This window comes from Streptomyces sp. NPDC031474 (assembly GCF_055581185.1).
Genome location: NZ_JBVIJX010000019.1, coordinates 195,524 through 213,624, shown reverse-complemented (window position 1 = coordinate 213,624; position 18,101 = coordinate 195,524). Strand labels below are relative to the sequence as shown.

Genomic DNA, 18,101 nt, shown 5'->3' with positions numbered 1-18,101 from the left:
TGATGTGCGGCTCAGCGTGTGGTTTCGGCCATCACGCGGACGGCGGCATCAGCGTAAGCGGAGAGTGACGCCCGGGCCCACGGATCATGGGCCGGACGGCGTCAAGCTTCCGTTAAGACTGGTCGCGGGCCGGACGCCCGGCCCCCTGCGCGGACGGGTTCGTTTCCGGCCACGGGGCTCGCGCCGCGCCGCGCTCCGTAATGTTCGCCACCGCATCCGAATGTTTCGGCGTCTTCGGTGATCCCTTCAGGCCTGGTTTCTTGAGCGGGCCCCTGGATTCCCTGTGTTCAAGGGGTTGCCACCCGTCGGAGGGTGTCTCTAGGGTGCGGCAGCAGCGAAGCTTTCTGGATCTGGTTCGAAACTTTCGATCAATCAAGGAGCGCATGATGGGTGACCCGGCACTCTCCCGCCGCGGCTTCCTGGCGGCCTCCGCCGCGGCCGGTCTGAGCATGACGGCACTGAGCGCCTGCGGCGGCGACTCGGACGGGGGGTCGTCGGGGACGACCACGATCGAGTGGTGGAACATCTCCACCACCCAGCCGGCCAAGAACGTCTGGGCCGCTCTGGCCAAGCAGTTCGAGGCGCAGAACCCCAAGGTGAAGATCAAGATCGTCCAGTTGGAGAACGACGCCTACAAGTCGAAGATGACGGCGCTGACCGCCTCGGGGAAGCTCCCCGACATCTTCCACACCTGGGGCGGCGGTGTCCTGAAGCAGCAGGTCGACGCCGGGCTGGTCGAGGACCTCACGGACCGGACGAAGGAGTGGGGGGAGGGCCTGCTGTCGGTCGCCCGCGAGCCCTACCTGCTGGACAAGACGGTGTACGGCATCCCGTTCGACATCGGCATGATCGGGTTCTGGTACAACAAGGCGCTCTTCAAGCAGGCCGGCATCAGCGCCCCGCCCACCACCTGGAGCGGTTTCCTCGACGCCGTGCGGAAGCTGAAGGCCGCCAAGATCACCCCGCTCGCGCTGGCCGGCAAGGAGAAATGGCCCGGCATGTACTACTGGGCGTACCTGGCGATGCGCACCGCCGGTGTCGAGGCCTTGCAGAAGGCCGGGGACGACAAGGACTTCACCGGGGACGGGTTCGTCCAGGCCGGTCAGCACCTGAAGGACCTCGTCGATCTGCAGCCGTTCCAGAAGGGCTTCCTCGGCGCGGCCTACTCCAGCCCCACGGGCCAGGCCGCCGCCGTGGGCAACGGCAAGGCGGCGATGGAACTCATGGGCCAGTGGGCGCCCTCGGTGGAGGCCGACTCGGGCAAGGGGCTCGGCGCCGACCTCGGCTTCTTCCCGTTCCCGGCGGTCGAGGGCGGCAAGGGCGTGATCACCGAGGTGTTCGGCGGGGGCGGCGGGCACGCCCTGCGCAAGGGCGCCCCGCAGGCGGCCGTCGACTTCCTGAAGTTCTTCGCCTCGGCCGCCACGGACACCGAACTGGTCAAGAAGACCGGAGTGCTGCCCGTCGTCCCGGCCGCCGACAGCGCCATCGTCGACCCCAACGTCAAGGCCGTACAGGCGCAGCTGAAGGCCGCCACCGGCTTCCAGCTCTACCTGGACCAGGCGTACGCGCCGGCCCTCGGCCAGGAGGTCAACGACAGCGTGGCCGCCCTCATCGCCGGCTCCAAGTCGCCGAAGCAGGTCACCGAGTCGATCACCAAGGTCGCGAAGGAAGAGCAGTAGCAGGCGATGACCTCCACCTTCCTCCCGGACAAGCGCAGCGGCCCGGACGTCCACCTCCCGCCCCCGGCCGCGGACAGCAGCCGGGGCCGGGCGCGGCGGCGGGCGCTGCACTGGCTCACCGCCGTCGGCTTCCAGGCGCCCGCACTGGTGCTGTTCGGCACGCTCGTCCTGCTGCCGATGATGTTCGCGCTGTACGCCTCGTTCTTCCGCTGGGGCGGCTTCGGCATGCCCGAGAACTACATAGGCGGCGACAACTTCACCCGGCTCTTCAAGGACCCGGTGTTCCTGGGCGACCTGTGGCGCTGCCTGCTCCTGGTCGGACTCTCGCTCCTGCTCCAGCTGCCGTTCGCGCTCGCCCTCGCGGTCGCGCTCAACCAGAAGATCCGCGGCCGGGCCGTGTACCGGATGCTGTTCTTCGCGCCGTACATCCTCTCCGAGGCGATCACCGGCGTCCTGTTCAGCATGATCTTCGCCCCGGACGACGGCCTCGCCGACCACGTCTTCGGCGCGATCGGGCTGGACGGGGTGGGCGGGCAGTGGTTCGCCGACCCCTCCACCGTGATGGCCACCCTCTTCCTGGTCATGACGTGGAAGTTCTTCGGCTTCCACATGATGCTCTACCTGGCCGGGCTGCAGTCCATCCCGGCCGAGTTGACCGAGGCGGCCCTGATCGACGGCGCCGGCCCCTGGCAGCGCTTCCGCAACATCACCCTGCCGCTGCTCGCGCCCACCCTGCGGATCAGCGTCTTCCTGTCGGTCATCGGCGCGATCCAGCTCTTCGACCTGGTGTGGGTCGTCACCGCGGGTGGTCCCGACCACCACTCCGAGACGATGGCCGTGACCATGTTCCAGTACGGCTTCAAGCGCTACCAGGTCGGCTACGCCAGCGCGATCAGCGTGGCCATGTTCGGCATCAGCCTCGTCTTCGCCCTCGCCTACCAGCGGTTCGTGCTCCGCCGCGACCTCCAGGGCGCCACCACGACCATGCGAGGAGGCGGCTCGTGAGCGTCGTCAAGACCGGCGGGAGCGCCCGCGGGACCGGCCGAAGCCCCCGCAGGACCGGCCGGACTCTGCCGCTGCACCTGATCCTCGGGATCGTCGGCGCGGTGATGGCCGTACCGCTCGTCTACGCCGTGCTGTCCGGTTTCAAGTCCACCGACCAGCTCTCCCGCAATCCCATCGGGCTGCCCGACCCCTGGGTCATCTCCAACTACACCGACATCCTCGGCTCCGGTTCGTTCTGGCGGATGGTCGGCAGCAGCACGCTCATCGCGGCCGGGACGACCGTGGTGGTCGTCGCGGTGTCCGCGCTCGCCGCGTTCTCCTTCGCCCGGTTCGCCTTCCGCGGGCGGGAGATGCTGTTCACCCTGTTCACCCTGGGGCTGATGTTTCCCTTCGCGGTGGCGGCGCTGCCGCTGTTCCTGCTGCTGCGCTCCATGGACCTGCTGGACAACCCGCTCGGGGTGATCCTGCCGCAGGCCGCGTTCGGGCTGCCGATGACCATCGTGATCCTGCGCGGGTTCTTCCGGGAGATCCCGGCCGAGCTGGAGGAGGCGGCCACCCTCGACGGCTGCGGGCCGCTCGGCTTCTTCTGGCGGATCCTGCTGCCCATGGCCAGGCCCGCCCTCGGCACGGTCTCAGTGCTCGCCGTCGTCGCCAGCTGGAACAACTTCCTGCTGCCCCTGCTGGTCTTCAACGAGCCCACCTGGTGGACCATCCCGATCGGCGTCCAGCAGTTCCAGGGCCAGTACTCCGCGGACTACGCGCGCGTCTTCGCCTATCTCGTCCTCGCCATGGTTCCCGCCCTGGCCTGCTACTCCGTCGCCGAACGCCAGCTCGTCGGCGGTCTCGCCGCCGGCGCCTCGAAGGGATGACGCGCGCCCGCGGATCCGTACGGCTCACACCCACCCCCCAAGTGAGGAGTCGCCCCATGCCCAGCACCGCCGCCCGCACCCGGCTCAGACTCGCCGGAACCCTCGCCGCCGTCCTCGTCGCCGCCGGCGTCGTCACCGGACCGGCCGCCCAGGCCCAGGAGAGTCCGGCGCACGGAAAGCCGCGGGCCACCCTCGCCGACCTCGCGCAGCGCCACGGCCGCTACTTCGGCAGCGCCACCGACAACCCCGAACTCACCGACACCGCCTACACGAAGATCCTCGGCAGCGAGTTCGACATGATCACCCCCGGCAACGGCATGAAGTGGTACGCCACCGAGCCGCAGCAGGGCGTCTTCGACTGGACCAACGGCGACGAGATCGTCGGCCTCGCCCGGGCGAACCACCAGAAGGTCCGCGCCCACACCCTCGTCTGGCACAGCCAGCTGCCCGGCTGGCTGACCGGCAAGGAGTGGACGGCCGACGAGCTGCGCGCCGTCCTGAAGAAGCACATCCAGACCGAGGTGCGCCACTACCGGGGCACGGTCTACTCCTGGGACGTCGTCAACGAGGCGTTCAACGAGGACGGCACCTACCGCGAGACGATCTTCTACAAGACGCTCGGCCCCGGCTACATCGCCGACGCGCTGCGCTGGGCCCACCAGGCCGACCCGAAGGCGAAGCTGTACCTCAACGACTACAACATCGAGGCCGTCGGACCCAAGAGCGACGCCTACTACCGGCTCGCCAAGGAGCTGAAGGCGCAGCGGGTCCCGCTCGACGGCATCGGCCTGCAGGCCCATCTCGCCCTGCAGTACGGCTATCCGACGACCCTTGAGGACAACCTCCGCCGCTTCTCCCGGCTCGGCCTGGACACCGCGCTCACCGAGGTCGACGTGCGGATGCTGCTGCCCGCGACCGACGAGAAACTGGCCCAACAGGCCGACTGGTACCGGGACATGACCGAGGCATGCCTCGCGGTGCGGCGATGCGTCGGCATCACCGTCTGGGACTACACCGACAAGTATTCGTGGATTCCGGCCTTCTTCCCCGGCGAGGGGGCCGCCCTGCCGTGGGACGAGCAGTTCGCGCCGAAGCCGGCGTACTACGCGATCCGGGACGCGCTCAGCTAGCGGTGCGAGGCGGGGCGGTGCTTGAACGCACCACCAGCTCCGTGCCCAGTTCCACCCGCGGCGAGTCGGGGCGCTCGCCGCGGGCCAGGCTCAGGACCGTGCGGGCGGCGAGTTTGCCCATGTCGGCGAGGGGCTGGCGGACGGTCGTCAACGGCGGGGCCGACCAGCGGACTTCGGGGAGGTCGTCGAACCCGACCACGCTCATGTCCTCGGGGGCCCGCAGTCCGCGCCGGCGCAGCGCCTCGATCGCGCCGAGGGCCATCTGGTCGCTGGCCGCGAACACGGCGGTCGGCGGCTCCGGCAGGTCGAGGAGGGCGGTGCAGCCGGTGAACCCCGACTCGGGGCGGAAGTCGCCGGGGACGACGAGCGTTTCGTCGACGGAGAGCCCGGCCGCCTCCAGGGCCGCCCGGTAGCCGTCGAAGCGGGCCCGGGAGCACAGCAGCCGGGGCGGCCCGGCGATCAGAGCGATCCGGCGGTGGCCCAGCGACAGCAGGTGCTCGGTGGCCGCCAGACCGCCCGACCAGTTCGCGGCGCCGATGGTGGGGGTGTCGGCGGCGGGAGAGCCCGTCGGGTCGACGACGACCAGCGGGACGCCCAGGATGCGCAACTGCTCGTGCAGGGTGGGTTCCAGGGCCGAGGTGACGAGGATGACGCCGTCGGAGGCACGGGAGCGCAGGTTGCGCATCCACTCCCGGGCGTCGCCCGAGCGGCCGTGGATCGCCGACACGACCGTGCCCACCCCGGCCGCGTGAGCGACCTCCTCGACGCCTCGGATGATCTCCACCGCCCAGGGGCTGTCGAGGTCGTTGAAGACCAGGTCGAGCAGGGCGGCACGGGTGGGGGAGGCGGCGGGGCGCTTGCGGTAGCCGTGCACCCGCAGCAGGTCCTCGACCCGGGCCCGGGTCTGCGGCGAGACGTCCGAACGCCCGTTGACCACCCGGGACACCGTCGGCACCGAGACGCCGGCCTGGCGGGCGATCTCCGTGATCGTGACCCTGCCCCGGGACGCCGACGCCGTATCGTCCGCTGTCACTTCATCGTCCGCTGTCACTTCGCCACCTCCGTCGCGTCGCTTCGGACGCTGCGCCGAAACTTCCAGGAGTCTTCCGGAAAGTACGGGGCCGTGGGAAGAGATACAGACACACAAGGGAGCGTATCGCGCGGAGACCGGGGGACTACGGGGAGTGAGCGGCCCCGGACACGCGTCGGGGCCGGTGCGCAGTGGGTGATTGCGGCCGGCCCCTCAGGTCACCGGACGGCGGTCCCGCGCCGTCCGGGTCGTGCGGGTCGTGCTCAGGCGGCGGTCACGACCCGGTGAGGGGCGATGACCTGGCCGTCCGGCAGGAGCTCACCGGTGTCCTCGAAGAGCAGGACGCCGTTGCACAGCAGGCTCCAGCCCTGTTCCGGGTGGTGCGCCACGAGGCGGGCGGACTCCCGGTCGGCTGAGGTCGCTGTCGGACACGGTGGCTGGTGCTGGCACATGGATGGGAACTTCCGCTCTGGCGTGATGAGTGAGATGGCTGTCGTGTCTGACCCGCGGCTTGAAGCGTCGTTCATGGCCGCCCCCCGTTGTGATAAGTCGGTCGGAACCCAGTGTTGCCCTACGGAGGTCGATCCGCAGGGATTTCGCGGCACCGCTTCTCACAGGTTCATGACGCGTCACCCGCGCGGGCGGTTCATCTCAACCGCACTGTCACTTCGGATGGTTCCTGGTGGTCGGATGGGGCTAGTCCGGGCCGGACACGCCAGGGGGCACGGAAGGGCACGGAGGGTGCTGAGGTTCCGGACCGTGGGGCAGCACCGTACCCCGCCATCGGGCCGCGGTGACGGGGTACGGGGGTGCCGGGGCCGGCCGGGTCGATCAGGCCGGTGAGCCGAGCAGCGGGGGCGGCGCCGGCGTCACCCGCAGGGTCAGCACCGGCAGCAGGTCGGCGACGCGGTGCGGACTGTGGGCGGCGATCCCGGGCGGCGCCGGGGCCAGCGGCACCAGCAGGTCGGTCGGGGCGGGATGGCCCGTGGTGCCGTCCGAGGCGCTGTCGCCGTGCAGCCAGAGTGTGAGCATGTACAGCCCGGGCACCGACAGCAGCCGCGCCTGGTACGGCTGGGTGGTCGACTCGGCCTGACGCAGGGCGCGTTCGGTGGAGGCGATGTAGGGGCCCTCGAAGAAGTGCGAGAACGCCCAGCCGTCCGGGGTGAGCCGGGTCTCGGCCGCGGCCACGGCGCGGTCGTCGCAGCGGATCAGGAAGCGCCAGCCGGCCAGCCTTGTCGCGGCCACGCCTTCGGGCGTGATCCGCTCCAGAACGTGCAGCGGAAGCGGGAGTTCGGGGGTGGCCTCACCCTGAGCGGCGCGCAGGGAGGGCGTACGAGCCTCGCGGACCGCGGTGGGGGAACCGAGTGCCGTGAGGACGGAGCGAAGGGCGGGCGCGGGAGCCGGGGGGACATGCAAAGGCATGGTGGGTCGCCTCTCATTCGACAGGCACGGTGGCGCGAGGGCGTGGGCGGACGGCGCTGTCAGCTAGCTCTCGACAGGTCGGAGAGGCGGGGGCCCCGGGTCTGGGGTTGCCGGGGTGCGCGAGCGGCCTGCCGTCACCTCGACGACAGGCTCCTTCGACCGTGGGCGCCAACCTTCTCTGCCTTGTTCGCGGAGTTTATACGACACGTGTTGAGACTGTGTTTCGTCTAGTCGATCCCGGGACACTCGGCAAGGGTTCATTCGGTCGGTGATACGTGTGAATCATCCCGATTCAGAGCGGGACGCGACGCGATGACCTCGGGTTATGAGTGCGGAGTGGTCGGCCCATTGTCGTCGGCGTTTTTCACGAGTTCCGAGTTCAGGAAAGGGCGACCGGCCGCATGCCCGGTGAATGTGCCACCGGTCACCGCCGGTGGCTTTCGGTCAGCGTAGCGTGTGCGTGCGCGGCGGGGGACGTTATCGATCGGCTCGGCTGGGCATCATCCCCCCTGACCCGGGACATCCGGCGGCCGGGATCGCCGGCCCGCCCATGCGAGGAGGGACGCTTCGATGGGGGAGAAGGTCGTGGCAGGCGCGTTCGACCTGTCCGATCGTCAGCACTACCGGGACAAGCTGCGGCGGTGTCTGACGGGGCTTGAGCGGCTCCTGGCCCAGAAGCGCTTCGACCGCCCCAAGAACCTCATGGGGCTCGAGATCGAACTGAATCTCGCGGGCGCCGACGGTCTGCCGAAAATGCTGAATGGGCAAGTGTTGGAGAGGATCGCGAGCCGAGATTTCCAAACAGAACTCGCCATGTTCAACCTGGAAGTGAACATAGCTCCCCATCGATTGGGGGGTCGGGTATTCGACCGGCTCGCGGAGGAACTCCGTACGTCACTGGCATATGCCCATCGAAAGGCGAGCGAGGTCGATGCGGGAATCGTGATGATCGGTATTCTGCCGACTCTCGACCGCGACGACCTGGTCTCGTCCAACCTTTCCGACGTCGACCGCTACACGCTCCTCAACGATCAGATCGCGGCCGCCCGCGGAGAGGACTTCGCGCTCGAGATCGACGGCGTGGAGCGGCTGTCGTGCACCTCGAAGTCGATCGTGCCCGAGGCCGCCTGCACCTCCGTGCAACTGCATCTGCAGGTCACGCCGGGCCGTTTCGCCGCGGTGTGGAACGCGGCGCAGGCCGTCACCGCCGCGCAGATCGCCGTCGGCGCCAACTCGCCGTTCCTGTTCGGCCACGAGCTGTGGCGGGAGTCGCGGCCCCCGCTGTTCCAGCAGGCCACCGACACCCGGCCGCCGGAACTGCAGGCGCAGGGCGTGCGGCCGCGGACATGGTTCGGGGAGCGGTGGATCAGCTCGGCGTACGAGCTGTTCGAGGAGAACCTGCGCTTCTTCCCGCCGCTGCTGCCCATCTGCGACGACGAGGACCCCCTGGAGGCCCTGGCGGCGGGCAGGGTGCCCTCGCTCGCCGAGCTCGTCCTGCACAACGGCACCATCTACCGCTGGAACCGGCCCGTCTACGGCATCGCCGACGGCGTCCCGCACCTGCGGGTGGAGAACCGGGTGCTGCCCGCCGGACCGACGGTGACGGACGTGGTAGCCAACGCTGCCTTCTACTACGGCGTGGTCCGGGCCCTGGCCGAGGAGTCCCGGCCGGTCTGGTCCCGGCTGCCGTTCGAGGCGGCCGCGGCCAACTTCGACGCGGCCTGCCGGTACGGGATCGACGCGCGGCTGCAGTGGCCGCGGCGGGGGCGGCTGGGCGGTGTGGTCGAGGTGGACGCGGTGAGCCTCGTCCGCGACGAACTGCTGCCGCTGGCCGAGGCGGGACTGAACGGGTGGGGGGTCGAGCCGGCCGATCGTGATCTGTATCTGGGGGTCATCGAGGAGCGGTGCCGGCGGCGGGCCAACGGGGCGACGTGGCAGGTGGCCACGTTCCACCGGGCGGTGGAGGCGGGGTTGTCGCGGGACGCGGCGCTTGCCGCCACGACGCGGCGGTATGCGGAGCTGATGCATCACGGGGAGCCGGTGCACACCTGGCCTGTGGGGGTCCCCGAGGTTGTTCCCCTCGGCTGAGGGCTGAGGGCTGAGGGCTGAGGGCTGAGGGCTGAGGGCTGAGGGCTGAGGGCTTTGCGTGGCTCGCCGGCCGCGAGCGCACGGGGCTGGTCGCGGCGGGAGTAGGCGAAGGGCGGCAGGCTGCCCCGCACGGCGGCCGCGGTGTCCCCGGCCGCGGTATCCCCGGCGGCGGCGGTGAGGAGGACGGCGGTGGCGACGGCCTCGGTGCGTCGGCGCATCCGAGGGCGGGGGGCGCTGCCGCCCGCCCCGTACCGATCGGGCAAGCTGTGACGTCCCATGACGGTGGCGACCCTCCCTGCCGGCCCGTAGTTCCCGGTGGCGCAAGCGCTCCGCACGACATGCGGCAGGGGTGGGGATGCGGCGGGGTCACGCAACTGGAGGCACGTGTGCAGGTGGAGGCAGGGGTAGGTGGCTGATTCTGTTCCGCAGGAGCGGCTCTCGCGACGGATGCTCCGGGACGAGACGCTGCTCGTTCTGGGGCTTTCGCTCGGTGCGAGCGGTGTGTCCGCCCTGATCAGTTTTGTTGGATCGGTCACCAAACCGGGAGGTCTGAAGGACCAGGCGGCGACCCTCAACGCCTCGGCCGCGCCGGGCCGTCCGTGGCTCGATCTCGCCTGGCAGCTGTTCGGGATCGCCACGGCGCTCGTCCCCGTCGCCCTCGTCGCGCATCTCCTGCTGCGTGAGGGACAGGGGCTGCGGACGCTGGGCTTCGACCGCACCCGGCCCTGGCCGGACCTCGGCCGTGGGGCGGCGATGGCGGCGGTGATCGGCAGTACCGGCATCGCCTTCTATCTGGCGGCCCGTGGTCTCGGCTTCAACCTCACGGTGGTGCCGGAGGCGCTGCCGGACGTGTGGTGGAAGTACCCCGTGCTGGTGTTGTCCGCGATGCAGAACGCGATCCTCGAAGAGGTCATCGTCGTCGGCTATCTGCTGCGCCGGCTCGGCCAGTTGGGCTGGACGCCGGGCACCGCGCTCGTCGCCAGCTCCGTGCTGCGCGGCTCGTACCACCTCTACCAGGGCATCGGCGGCTTCATCGGCAACATGGTGATGGGCGTGGTCTTCGTCTACCTCTACCGGCGCTGGGGACGGGTGGGTCCTCTGGTCGTGGCGCACTCCCTGCTCGACATCGGTGCCTTCGTGGGATACGCGCTGCTGGCCGGGAAGGTGGGGTGGCTGCCGACGGCGTGAGCCACCCCACGGGGGCGGACCCGGTCACTAGGCGAGCAGCTCGCCCTCGATGACCGTGACCGCGCGGCCCGTCAGCAGGGTGCGGTCGCCGCGCACCTCGGTGCGGACACGGCCGGAGCGCGGGGACGCCTGCAGGCCGGTCAGGGCGGTGCGGCCGAGGCGCTCGGACCAGTAGGGGGCCAGGGCGGTGTGGGCGCTGCCCGTCACCGGGTCCTCGTCGATGCCGAAGTTCGGGAAGAAGCAGCGGGAGACGAAGTCGTATCCCCGCTCCGGGTTCTCGGCGCGGGCGGTGGCGATGATGCCGCGACGGGAGTAGGCGGCCAGTGCCTTGTGGTCCGGCCGCAGGGCGTGGACGGTCTTCTCGTCGGCGAGCTCGACCAGCAGGTCGCCGGTGTGCGGGCCGGTGTCGTGGCAGTCGAGCGGCTCGGCGCCCAGGGCCTCGGCGACCCCGGCCGGGACCTCGACCCTGGTCAGCGGGGCGGTCGGGAAGTCCAGGGTGATCGAGCCGTCCTCGGCGGGCGTCGCGATGAGGACGCCGCTGCGGGTGGCGAAGCGCACCGGCCCCGAATGGGCGCCGGTGGTGTGCAGGACGTGGGCCGTGGCGAGCGTGGCGTGGCCGCACATGTCGACCTCGGCGACGGGGGTGAACCAGCGCAAAGCCCAGTCCGCCTCGCCGCCCTCGGGGAGCGGGTGGGCGAACGCCGTCTCGGCGTGGTTGACCTCCAGGGCGATGTTCTGGAGCCGGTTGTCGTCCGGGAAGGCGTCCAGGAGGAGGACCCCGGCCGGGTTGCCGGCGAAGGGGCGGTCGGTGAAGGCGTCGACGATTCGAATCCGCATGCCGGTGACGGTAGGGGGTCGGCCGAGCCGTCGGCCAAGGCCAATCGGCGAGTCCTGGCCCGATTCCGCCGCCCCGTGAGCGGCCGCACCGTTGGGCCGCGGATCCCTCGGGGCGCGTCCGGGGCGCAACCCTGGGATCCTGGGAGCGAGCGCTACCCATGATCCGACGACCACGGGCGGTGATCGCCATGGGCGGTGTCGAGGAGGTCGCTCCGCAGCCGACGGCTGCGGACGCCGATCCCCAGGGAGAGCCGTTTTTGCGCACACGGTTCGTCGTACCGGCCCGGCCGGTGACGTTCCTGCGGCGTGAGCGCCTGGTCAACCACCTCGACCAGGCGCTGCGGACACCCCTGACCATGGTCAACGGCGCCGCGGGCGCGGGCAAGACGCTGCTGGTCGCCGACTGGGCCGCGGTGCGCGAGGCGCCTGTCGCCTGGCTCACCACCGACGAGGCGGAGCAGGGCCCGGGCATGTTCTGGGCGTATCTGCTCCAGGCCCTGCGCGCCTCGGGCGTCTTTCTCCCCGCGGAGCTCGGCTGCCCCACGGACGCGAGCCACGTGCCCCCCACACTGCTGGCGCGGCTCGCCGCCGAGCTGTGCGCCAGGGACCGGCCCGCGATCGTGGTGCTCGACGAGTACGACCGGGTGAGCGACCCGCAGATCGCAGAACAGCTGGAGTTCGTACTGCACCACGCCGGCGACGGCCTGCGTCTGATCCTCGTCAGCCGTACCGAACCGCTGCTTCCGCTGCACCGGTACCGGGCGGCCGGCCGGCTCACCGAGATCCGGGCCGCGGAACTGGCCTTCACCTGTGAGGAAGCGGCCGAGCTGCTGGAGCTGCACGGCCTGCGGCTTCCGGCGCACGCCACACAGGGGCTCGTCGAACGCACCTGGGGCTGGGCCGCGGGACTGCGGCTGTGCGCCCTCGCCGCGCGGGAGAACCCGGATCCGGAGAGGTATCTGAAGGAGTTCGAGGCCGACCGCACCACGGTCGCCGACTTCCTGCTGGCGGAGGTGCTCAGGCGGCAGTCTCCGGAGACGCAGGACGTCCTGCTGCGGGTCAGCGTCCTCGACCGCTTCTGCCCGGGGCTGGTGAACGCGCTGACCGAGCGCACCGACGCCGGGCCCATTCTGGTCGGTCTGTGCCGCGACAACGCGTTCGTCGAGCACCTCGCGCAGGACTGGTACCGGCTCCACCCGCTGTTCGGGGAGATCCTCCGGGCCCATCTGCGGATGCGGTCGCCGGGTCTGGAACCCGAACTGCACCGGCGGGCCGCGCGGTGGCTGCGCGGCTCGGGATCCCTCGCGGAGACGCTGGGGCACGGCGCGGCCGCCGGCGACTGGGAGTTCACCGCCGGCGCCCTCGTCGACGATCTGGCCATCGGCTGGCTCTTCACCGGCCTGCGCTCCGACGAACTCGCCGCGCTCTTCTCCCGGATGGGGCCGGAGGCCAGGAGCCCCGCCTCGGACCTGGTCCGCGCGGCCCATGAGCTCTCCCGCCGCGACCTCGGCCGCGGCCTGACCCACCTGCGTCGCGCGGAGGAGAGCCTGACCGCCGAACTTGGCCTGACCGCAGCAGAGTTGGGCCTGCCGGGGGAGCCGGGGGACGCGGGGGAGCAGGTGGAGCGGTGGGAGTGGGGGGAGCACGGCTCGGAGAGGGGAGGCGACGGTCTTGCGGCCGAAGGCGCGTTGACGGCGGCCGGGTGGAGTCCGGCGGGCGAGGCGTCCGGCCTCGTGGCGGTCCGGTTGAGCTGTGCGCTGCTGGAGGCGCTGGCCGCCCGGCTGACCGGTGCGCCCGGCCGGGCGGAGCTGGCCGCGGCGGCCGCCGAGACACTGCGCGACCAGGTACCCGCGCAACTGCTGGAGAGGCATCCCGAACTCACCGCCCTGCTGCTGGCCCACCTGGGCTCGGCGCGGCTGTGGGCCGGGCGGTTCGACGATGCGCGGGCCGCCCTGTCGAGGGTGGCCGGGGCCTCGGCAGGCGCGTCCACGGCGCTCGCCCGGGAGGACTCACTCGGCCGGCTGGCTCTGATCGACTATCTGAACGGCTGGCCCGGCAGGGCGGAACGCACGGCGCGGGCCGCGCTGACCGAGACGGAGCGTTACGGCCTGCCCCAGCCGTCCGGTTCCGGCATGGGACGGCTGGTCCTGGCCGCGGTCGCCGTGGACCGCGACGAGCTGCGCCTGGCCCGGGTACTCCTCGACGAGGCGGCCGGCTCGCACCCCGCGCTGCGGGACCCGGTCATGGAGGCGGGCCGGGCCATCGCCACCGCCCGCCTGCACCTGGCCCGTGGCGACCCGAGCGCCGCGCGCGCGGCCGCGGAACGAGCCGTCCCCGCCGTGGTGCTCTCTCCCTGGGCGCAGGGGCAGACGGCGCTCGTGGTCTCCGCGGCCCACCTGGCCGAGGGCCGCCCGGAGACGGCCTTCGAGGTCCTGCGGTCGACGCCCGACGAACAGCCCGCGTGCGCGGTGGCGGCCGCGCGGGCACAGCTCGCCGCGGGCCGGCCCGGCGCGGCGGCCGACCTGCTCGACGGCGTGCGCGCCGAGGGCCGTGCCGGCCCGGCTGTGACGGTCCGCGCCGCGCTGGTGCTGGCGCAGGCGGCGGACGAGGCGGGCGACGTGGCCGATGCGCGCAGGCTCGTCGCCCAGGCACTGCGCGAGGCACGACGCGAAGGGCTGCGACGTCCCTTCCGCGAAGCCGGGCCGTGGATCCGCCCTTACCTGGCCACGGCCTCCCCCCGGGGACCGGCCGGGGACTGGCTCACCCCCGGGGTGCCGTCGTCCGACGGTGCGCCGCCCCCGGTCGTGGAGGAGCTGAGCGGACGCGAACGCGACGTGGTGCGCAGGCTGGCCCTGATGATGTCGACGGAGGAGATCGCCGCCGACCTGTATGTGTCGGTGAACACGGTCAAGACGCACCTCAAGAGCGCCTACCGGAAACTGGCGGTCAACCGCCGAGGCGACGCGGTACGCCGCGCCCGCGAGCTGAACCTGCTGGGACCGACCGGGTCGTCCGGGCTGTGAAGTTCCCCCTTCGTGGGTGAGGCGGCGGCCGGATTTCTCGGCTGCGATGGTGTCGTGGACACCACGACCCGCTGGCGGGCCCTGATGGTCCTGGGCACCGCCCAGTTCCTGATGGTCCTGGACACGTCCGTCATGAACGTCTCGATCAGCCAACTGGTCGAGGACTTCGACACCGAGGTGACGGCCATCCAGGCCGTCATCACCCTGTACGCCCTGGTCATGGCCGCCTTCATGATCATCGGCGGCCGGTTCGGGGACATCCTCGGACGACGACGGGCCTTCCTCCTCGGCCTCGTCGTCTATGCCACGGGATCGGCCCTCACCGCCGCCGCCCCCACCCTGTGGGTGCTCACGCTGGGCTGGTCGGTCATCGAGGGACTGGGCGCCGCGATGGTCCTGCCGGCCATGGCGGCGCTGGTCGCCGAGTCCTACCACGGGCGGGACCGGGCCGTGGCCTACGGCGTCATCGGCGGTCTCGCGGGCGCGGGGATCGCGGTCGGGCCGCTGCTGGGCGGCTGGGTGACGACGTATCTCACCTGGCGGCTGGTCTTCGTCGGTGAGGTCGTGGTCGTGCTGGTGATGCTGTGCTTCCGCCGGGTGATCACGGAGTCCCCGCGCACCGGTACGCCCCCCCACCTCGACGGGGTGGGCGCCGCGCTCTCGGCGGCCGGACTGGCGCTCGGCGTGCTCGGCGTCCTGCAGAGCGGCACGTGGGGCTGGGTGCAGCCCCGCAACCCGCCCTTCACCGTCCTGGGTTTCTCGCCCACCCTGTTCGTCGTCGGCGCGGGAGCGGCCGTCCTCGCCGTCTTCGTGCACTGGGAGCGGCGCCGGGACGCGCACGGCTCGGAGCCGCTGGTGCACCTGGCGCTGCTGCACAGGCCCGCGCTGCGATCCGGCCTGATGTGTCTGCTGAGCCAGAACCTCATCCTGCTGGGACTGTTCTTCACCATCCCGCTGTATCTCCAGGTCGTGCAGGGCTTCGACGCCTTCGAGACCGGCCTGCGACTGCTCCCCGTGTCGATCACCATGCTCGCGGCCTCGATGGGCGCCGCCCGGCTGGGGCGGGTGGCGGGACCGCGCCGGGTGGTCCGGCTCGCGCTGCTGACCCTGACCGCGGCCATCGTGTGGCTGCTGGCCACCATCGACCCCGTCATCGACGACGCGCAGTTCGCCGGGGCGATGGCACTTCTCGGGGTGGGCATGGGCCTGCTCGCCTCACAGCTGGGCAACGTCGTCCAGTCCTCCGTGGGCGAGGACGAACGCAGCGAGGTGGGCGGGCTGCAGTTCACTGCGCAGAACCTGGGCTCCGCGCTGGGCACCGCGCTCATCGGATCGCTGCTGGTCGGCGCCCTGGCCCAGGCCTTCACCACACGGGTGGAGGAGCATCCCCGGCTCTCGGAGGAGACCCGTCGGCAGACCGGTGTCGCCCTGGAGGCCGGCATCTCCTTCGTCCCCACCGAGCAGGTGCGCTCTGCGGCCGAGGACGCCGGGCTGCCACCCGCCGAGGTCGACGCCCTCGTGGACTCCTACGCCTCGGCGCAACTCGAGGGTCTGAAAGCGGCGATCCTGGCCGCCGGCGGGATCACGCTCGCCAGTTTCCTGGTCACGTCGCATCTGCCGACCCGGAAGGCCGAACGTCCGAGCCGGCCCGGGACCGGCAGGCCGGCCGGCACGACCGGGCCGTCGCGCTGACCGGCCCGACCGACCGAACCGTCCGACTCGTCGAGGGAGGCCGCGATGTCCAGGCCCGACCACATCGCGGCGGCCCGGGCGCGCGCCGCCGAGCGCCGGACCGCCGCCGACCGCTCCGGCGGCGTCTACGGCTCCATGCTCGCGGCCTCGGTGGTCGTCGGCGCGGGAAATCTGGGCTCGTTCCCGCGCCTGGAACTTGTGCTGCTGCTGTTGCTGACCGGCGTCGTTTTCTGGATCGCGCATGTACACGCCCAGCTGTTCGGGGCGCGGTTGGCACGGCGTAGCCCGGACCGGGGGATCGTGCTCAAGGTGTGCCGCGACGAGTGGCCGATCCTGCAGGCCGCCATTCCGCCCGCCGTCGCCGTGGCCGTCAGCCCTTTGCTCGGCCTCGGCCTGCAGGGCGCCGGCTGGCTCGCGCTCGCGGTCGCCGTCGCGGGCCAGGTGGGCTGGTCGGCGTCCGCGGCACGACGCGACGGAGCCTCGTGGCGCCTGGTCGCGACCACCGCCTCGGTGAATCTCGCGCTGGGTCTGCTGATCATCGCCTTCAAGCTCTTCTTGACGCACTGAAGCACTGAAGAGGGCGGCGCGGGTGCCGTCCTGCGGTCTATCACCTCCACCGGGTGAAGCCGTCCGTCTCCTCGGGACGGAGGATCGTGGGGAAAGGGCGCAGTCCGCCTGTCCCAGGCCGTCCCGGGAGCAGCTCATGCGCTACGAGATCCGCGTCGACGGACAGCTGTCGGAGGTACTGACCAGGGCCTTTCCGGAGCTGGATCATGTGGTCATGTCCGGTCAGACCGTCCTGTTCGGATACGTCGTCGACGAGGCGCACCTGTACGGGCTGCTGGCCCGCTGCCAGTCCCTGGGGCTGCGGGTCCTGGAGATGCGCCAACTGCCCGCCGGGCGCGAGGAGGAGTCATGAGCGTGTCGCCTGGTCCCGCACCGCACAACGGGCCGCTGGGCAACGATCCCGCCGACACCCTGGCCGTGCTCGGCCGCTCCTGGACCTGGATCCTCGGTTCGGCGGTCGCCAGCTTCGTACCGGGCGTCCTGATCCTGGTCTGGCCGGACGAGACCCTGCACGTCCTGGCGGTCCTCATCGGCCTGTACCTGCTGGTGACCGCGGCGTTCCGGTTCGTCGCGGCCTTCGCCCGGGAGGACCACGGCGAACGGCTGACGGGCCTCCTCCTGGCGATGCTGTACGTGGTGGCCGGGGTGCTGTGCCTGAGACACCCGCTGCAGACGATCGCGGCGCTCTCCCTGGTCGTCGGCGTCCTGTGGCTGGTGTCCGGCATGCTCACCCTCTACACGGCCCTCGCGGCCAAGGACCTCCCGCACCGGGGCGTCGTCCTCGGCGCGGCGGTGCTCGCGATCGTGGCGGGGATCGTGGTGCTGGCGCTGCCCACCGAGTCGGCCCGCGCGCTGACGCGGCTGCTCGGCCTGTGGCTCGTCCTGCTCGGTCTGATCGAGGCGGCGGTCGCCTTCGCGTGGCGTGCCGCGCTTCGACGGGCGCGTACGGCGGGGCCGGGGGCTCCTGCCGGGACGGTCTGAGCAGGGATGCTCCCGCCTCCCGGCGCAGACTCTCACCCGTCTCGGGTGAGGCGCGGGCCGCTTGCCGTGGGCACGCTGAGAACGGCATGCGACGGCATGTCGGTACACCGGATGTCGTCGGGATGGCGGGCGAACGCCCGGAACGGAGGAGAGACATGAGTGGGGACACGTACCTCGCGTACGACTATCCGCTGCTGAGCGCCTTCTGGACCATGCTGGTCTTCTTCCTGTGGATCATGTGGTTCGTCCTGCTGTTCCGGGTCGTCGTCGACATCATCCGCGACGACGACCTCGGCGGCTGGGCCAAGGCCGGCTGGCTGGTGTTCTGCATCGTCCTGCCCTTCCTGGGCGTGTTCGTCTATGTGATCGCCCGGGGCAAGAACATGGGGCGCAGGGAGACCGCGCAGGCGCGTGAGCAGCAGAAGGCCTTCGACAGTTACATCCGCGAGACGGCCAGGGGCGGCGACGCCGGCACGTCCAGCAGCGTCGACGAACTCGCCCGGCTGTCCGAGATCCGCGCCCGCGGCGACATCACGGACGAGGAGTTCGCCAGGGCGAAGGAACTGGTCCTGAGCGGCTCCCGTCACTGA

General features: G+C 71.3%; 16 protein-coding genes. 12 read left to right on the top strand and 4 right to left on the bottom strand.

Features of this window, described 5'->3' with window-relative positions:
* The first annotated feature begins 386 nt into the window (after positions 1-386).
* The 4 genes from ACZ5SK_RS35950 to ACZ5SK_RS35935 all read left to right on the top strand — a co-directional run bounded on the left by ACZ5SK_RS35950 (position 387) and on the right by ACZ5SK_RS35935 (position 4,683).
* Positions 387-1,679: an extracellular solute-binding protein gene (locus ACZ5SK_RS35950; protein ID WP_334583137.1), complete on the top strand. Its 1,293-nt coding sequence runs from the start codon at positions 387-389 to the stop codon at positions 1,677-1,679.
* A 6-nt stretch (positions 1,680-1,685) separates the two neighbouring features.
* Positions 1,686-2,684, top strand: a complete 999-nt coding sequence (locus ACZ5SK_RS35945; protein ID WP_334583136.1) for a carbohydrate ABC transporter permease — start codon at positions 1,686-1,688, stop codon at positions 2,682-2,684.
* A 104-nt stretch (positions 2,685-2,788) separates the two neighbouring features.
* Entirely contained in the window at positions 2,789-3,553 is a 765-nt protein-coding gene (locus ACZ5SK_RS35940; protein WP_334583824.1) for a carbohydrate ABC transporter permease, read from the top strand.
* A gap of 56 nt (positions 3,554-3,609) precedes the next feature.
* Positions 3,610-4,683 carry an endo-1,4-beta-xylanase gene (locus ACZ5SK_RS35935; RefSeq protein ID WP_334583135.1) on the top strand — a complete coding sequence of 358 codons (1,074 nt, stop codon included), beginning with the start codon at positions 3,610-3,612 and terminating at the stop codon, positions 4,681-4,683.
* On the opposite strand, the gene ACZ5SK_RS35930 is transcribed toward ACZ5SK_RS35935, so the two are convergent.
* The 3 genes from ACZ5SK_RS35930 to ACZ5SK_RS35920 form a co-directional block, all read right to left on the bottom strand.
* A complete protein-coding gene (locus ACZ5SK_RS35930; RefSeq protein WP_334583134.1) occupies positions 4,676-5,716 on the bottom strand; it encodes a LacI family DNA-binding transcriptional regulator in 1,041 nt (346 codons plus the stop codon). The two genes, ACZ5SK_RS35935 and ACZ5SK_RS35930, sit on opposite strands and share 8 nt — an antisense overlap.
* 260 nt (positions 5,717-5,976) lie before the next feature.
* Positions 5,977-6,165: a DUF5999 family protein gene (locus tag ACZ5SK_RS35925; RefSeq protein ID WP_055632223.1), complete on the bottom strand. Its 189-nt coding sequence runs from the start codon at positions 6,163-6,165 to the stop codon at positions 5,977-5,979.
* A 379-nt stretch (positions 6,166-6,544) separates the two neighbouring features.
* Entirely contained in the window at positions 6,545-7,135 is a 591-nt protein-coding gene (locus ACZ5SK_RS35920; RefSeq protein WP_079663627.1) for a hypothetical protein, read from the bottom strand.
* 570 nt (positions 7,136-7,705) lie between these two features.
* On the opposite strand from ACZ5SK_RS35920, the gene ACZ5SK_RS35915 reads away from it, so the two are divergent.
* Both ACZ5SK_RS35915 and ACZ5SK_RS35910 read left to right on the top strand, forming a co-directional pair.
* Entirely contained in the window at positions 7,706-9,223 is a 1,518-nt protein-coding gene (locus tag ACZ5SK_RS35915; RefSeq protein ID WP_468576992.1) for a glutamate-cysteine ligase family protein, read from the top strand.
* A gap of 447 nt (positions 9,224-9,670) precedes the next feature.
* Positions 9,671-10,411, top strand: a complete 741-nt coding sequence (locus ACZ5SK_RS35910; protein ID WP_468158715.1) for a CPBP family intramembrane glutamic endopeptidase — start codon at positions 9,671-9,673, stop codon at positions 10,409-10,411.
* Between the two features lie 27 nt (positions 10,412-10,438).
* Here the strand turns inward: ACZ5SK_RS35910 and ACZ5SK_RS35905 are convergent, their stop codons facing one another.
* Positions 10,439-11,248 carry a PhzF family phenazine biosynthesis protein gene (locus ACZ5SK_RS35905; RefSeq protein ID WP_468576990.1) on the bottom strand — a complete coding sequence of 270 codons (810 nt, stop codon included), beginning with the start codon at positions 11,246-11,248 and terminating at the stop codon, positions 10,439-10,441.
* A 188-nt stretch (positions 11,249-11,436) separates the two neighbouring features.
* Here ACZ5SK_RS35905 and ACZ5SK_RS35900 point away from each other — a divergent pair, with 188 nt between their 5' ends.
* The 6 genes from ACZ5SK_RS35900 (at position 11,437) to ACZ5SK_RS35875 (ending at position 18,101) form a co-directional block, all read left to right on the top strand.
* The gene (locus ACZ5SK_RS35900; RefSeq protein WP_468577007.1) at positions 11,437-14,271 is read left to right on the top strand and encodes a winged helix-turn-helix domain-containing protein; all 2,835 of its coding nucleotides are present in this window, start codon (positions 11,437-11,439) and stop codon (positions 14,269-14,271) included.
* A gap of 84 nt (positions 14,272-14,355) precedes the next feature.
* On the top strand, positions 14,356-15,963 hold the full coding sequence (locus tag ACZ5SK_RS35895; protein WP_334583821.1) for an MFS transporter: 1,608 nt from the start codon (positions 14,356-14,358) through the stop codon (positions 15,961-15,963).
* A gap of 45 nt (positions 15,964-16,008) precedes the next feature.
* Positions 16,009-16,530 carry a hypothetical protein gene (locus ACZ5SK_RS35890; protein ID WP_334583131.1) on the top strand — a complete coding sequence of 174 codons (522 nt, stop codon included), beginning with the start codon at positions 16,009-16,011 and terminating at the stop codon, positions 16,528-16,530.
* Positions 16,531-16,666: 136 nt separating this feature from the next.
* The gene (locus tag ACZ5SK_RS35885; protein WP_334583130.1) at positions 16,667-16,882 is read left to right on the top strand and encodes a hypothetical protein; all 216 of its coding nucleotides are present in this window, start codon (positions 16,667-16,669) and stop codon (positions 16,880-16,882) included.
* The gene (locus tag ACZ5SK_RS35880) at positions 16,879-17,511 is read left to right on the top strand and encodes an HdeD family acid-resistance protein (protein WP_334583129.1); all 633 of its coding nucleotides are present in this window, start codon (positions 16,879-16,881) and stop codon (positions 17,509-17,511) included. Before ACZ5SK_RS35885 ends, ACZ5SK_RS35880 begins: the two co-directional genes overlap by 4 nt.
* 155 nt (positions 17,512-17,666) lie before the next feature.
* Positions 17,667-18,101 carry an SHOCT domain-containing protein gene (locus ACZ5SK_RS35875; RefSeq protein ID WP_334583128.1) on the top strand — a complete coding sequence of 145 codons (435 nt, stop codon included), beginning with the start codon at positions 17,667-17,669 and terminating at the stop codon, positions 18,099-18,101.

Coding starts and splice junctions, on each gene's coding strand:
- ACZ5SK_RS35920 (WP_079663627.1), bottom strand. CDS start 7,135: ATGCCTTTGCATGTCCCCCCGGCTCCCGCGCCCGCCCTTCGCTCCGTC.
- ACZ5SK_RS35925 (WP_055632223.1), bottom strand. CDS start 6,165: ATGTGCCAGCACCAGCCACCGTGTCCGACAGCGACCTCAGCCGACCGG.
- ACZ5SK_RS35945 (WP_334583136.1), top strand. CDS start 1,686: ATGACCTCCACCTTCCTCCCGGACAAGCGCAGCGGCCCGGACGTCCAC.
- ACZ5SK_RS35905 (WP_468576990.1), bottom strand. CDS start 11,248: ATGCGGATTCGAATCGTCGACGCCTTCACCGACCGCCCCTTCGCCGGC.
- ACZ5SK_RS35935 (WP_334583135.1), top strand. CDS start 3,610: ATGCCCAGCACCGCCGCCCGCACCCGGCTCAGACTCGCCGGAACCCTC.
- ACZ5SK_RS35895 (WP_334583821.1), top strand. CDS start 14,356: ATGGTCCTGGGCACCGCCCAGTTCCTGATGGTCCTGGACACGTCCGTC.
- ACZ5SK_RS35885 (WP_334583130.1), top strand. CDS start 16,667: ATGCGCTACGAGATCCGCGTCGACGGACAGCTGTCGGAGGTACTGACC.
- ACZ5SK_RS35875 (WP_334583128.1), top strand. CDS start 17,667: ATGAGTGGGGACACGTACCTCGCGTACGACTATCCGCTGCTGAGCGCC.
- ACZ5SK_RS35950 (WP_334583137.1), top strand. CDS start 387: ATGGGTGACCCGGCACTCTCCCGCCGCGGCTTCCTGGCGGCCTCCGCC.
- ACZ5SK_RS35890 (WP_334583131.1), top strand. CDS start 16,009: ATGTCCAGGCCCGACCACATCGCGGCGGCCCGGGCGCGCGCCGCCGAG.
- ACZ5SK_RS35880 (WP_334583129.1), top strand. CDS start 16,879: ATGAGCGTGTCGCCTGGTCCCGCACCGCACAACGGGCCGCTGGGCAAC.
- ACZ5SK_RS35940 (WP_334583824.1), top strand. CDS start 2,789: ATGGCCGTACCGCTCGTCTACGCCGTGCTGTCCGGTTTCAAGTCCACC.
- ACZ5SK_RS35900 (WP_468577007.1), top strand. CDS start 11,437: ATGGGCGGTGTCGAGGAGGTCGCTCCGCAGCCGACGGCTGCGGACGCC.
- ACZ5SK_RS35915 (WP_468576992.1), top strand. CDS start 7,706: ATGGGGGAGAAGGTCGTGGCAGGCGCGTTCGACCTGTCCGATCGTCAG.
- ACZ5SK_RS35910 (WP_468158715.1), top strand. CDS start 9,671: ATGCTCCGGGACGAGACGCTGCTCGTTCTGGGGCTTTCGCTCGGTGCG.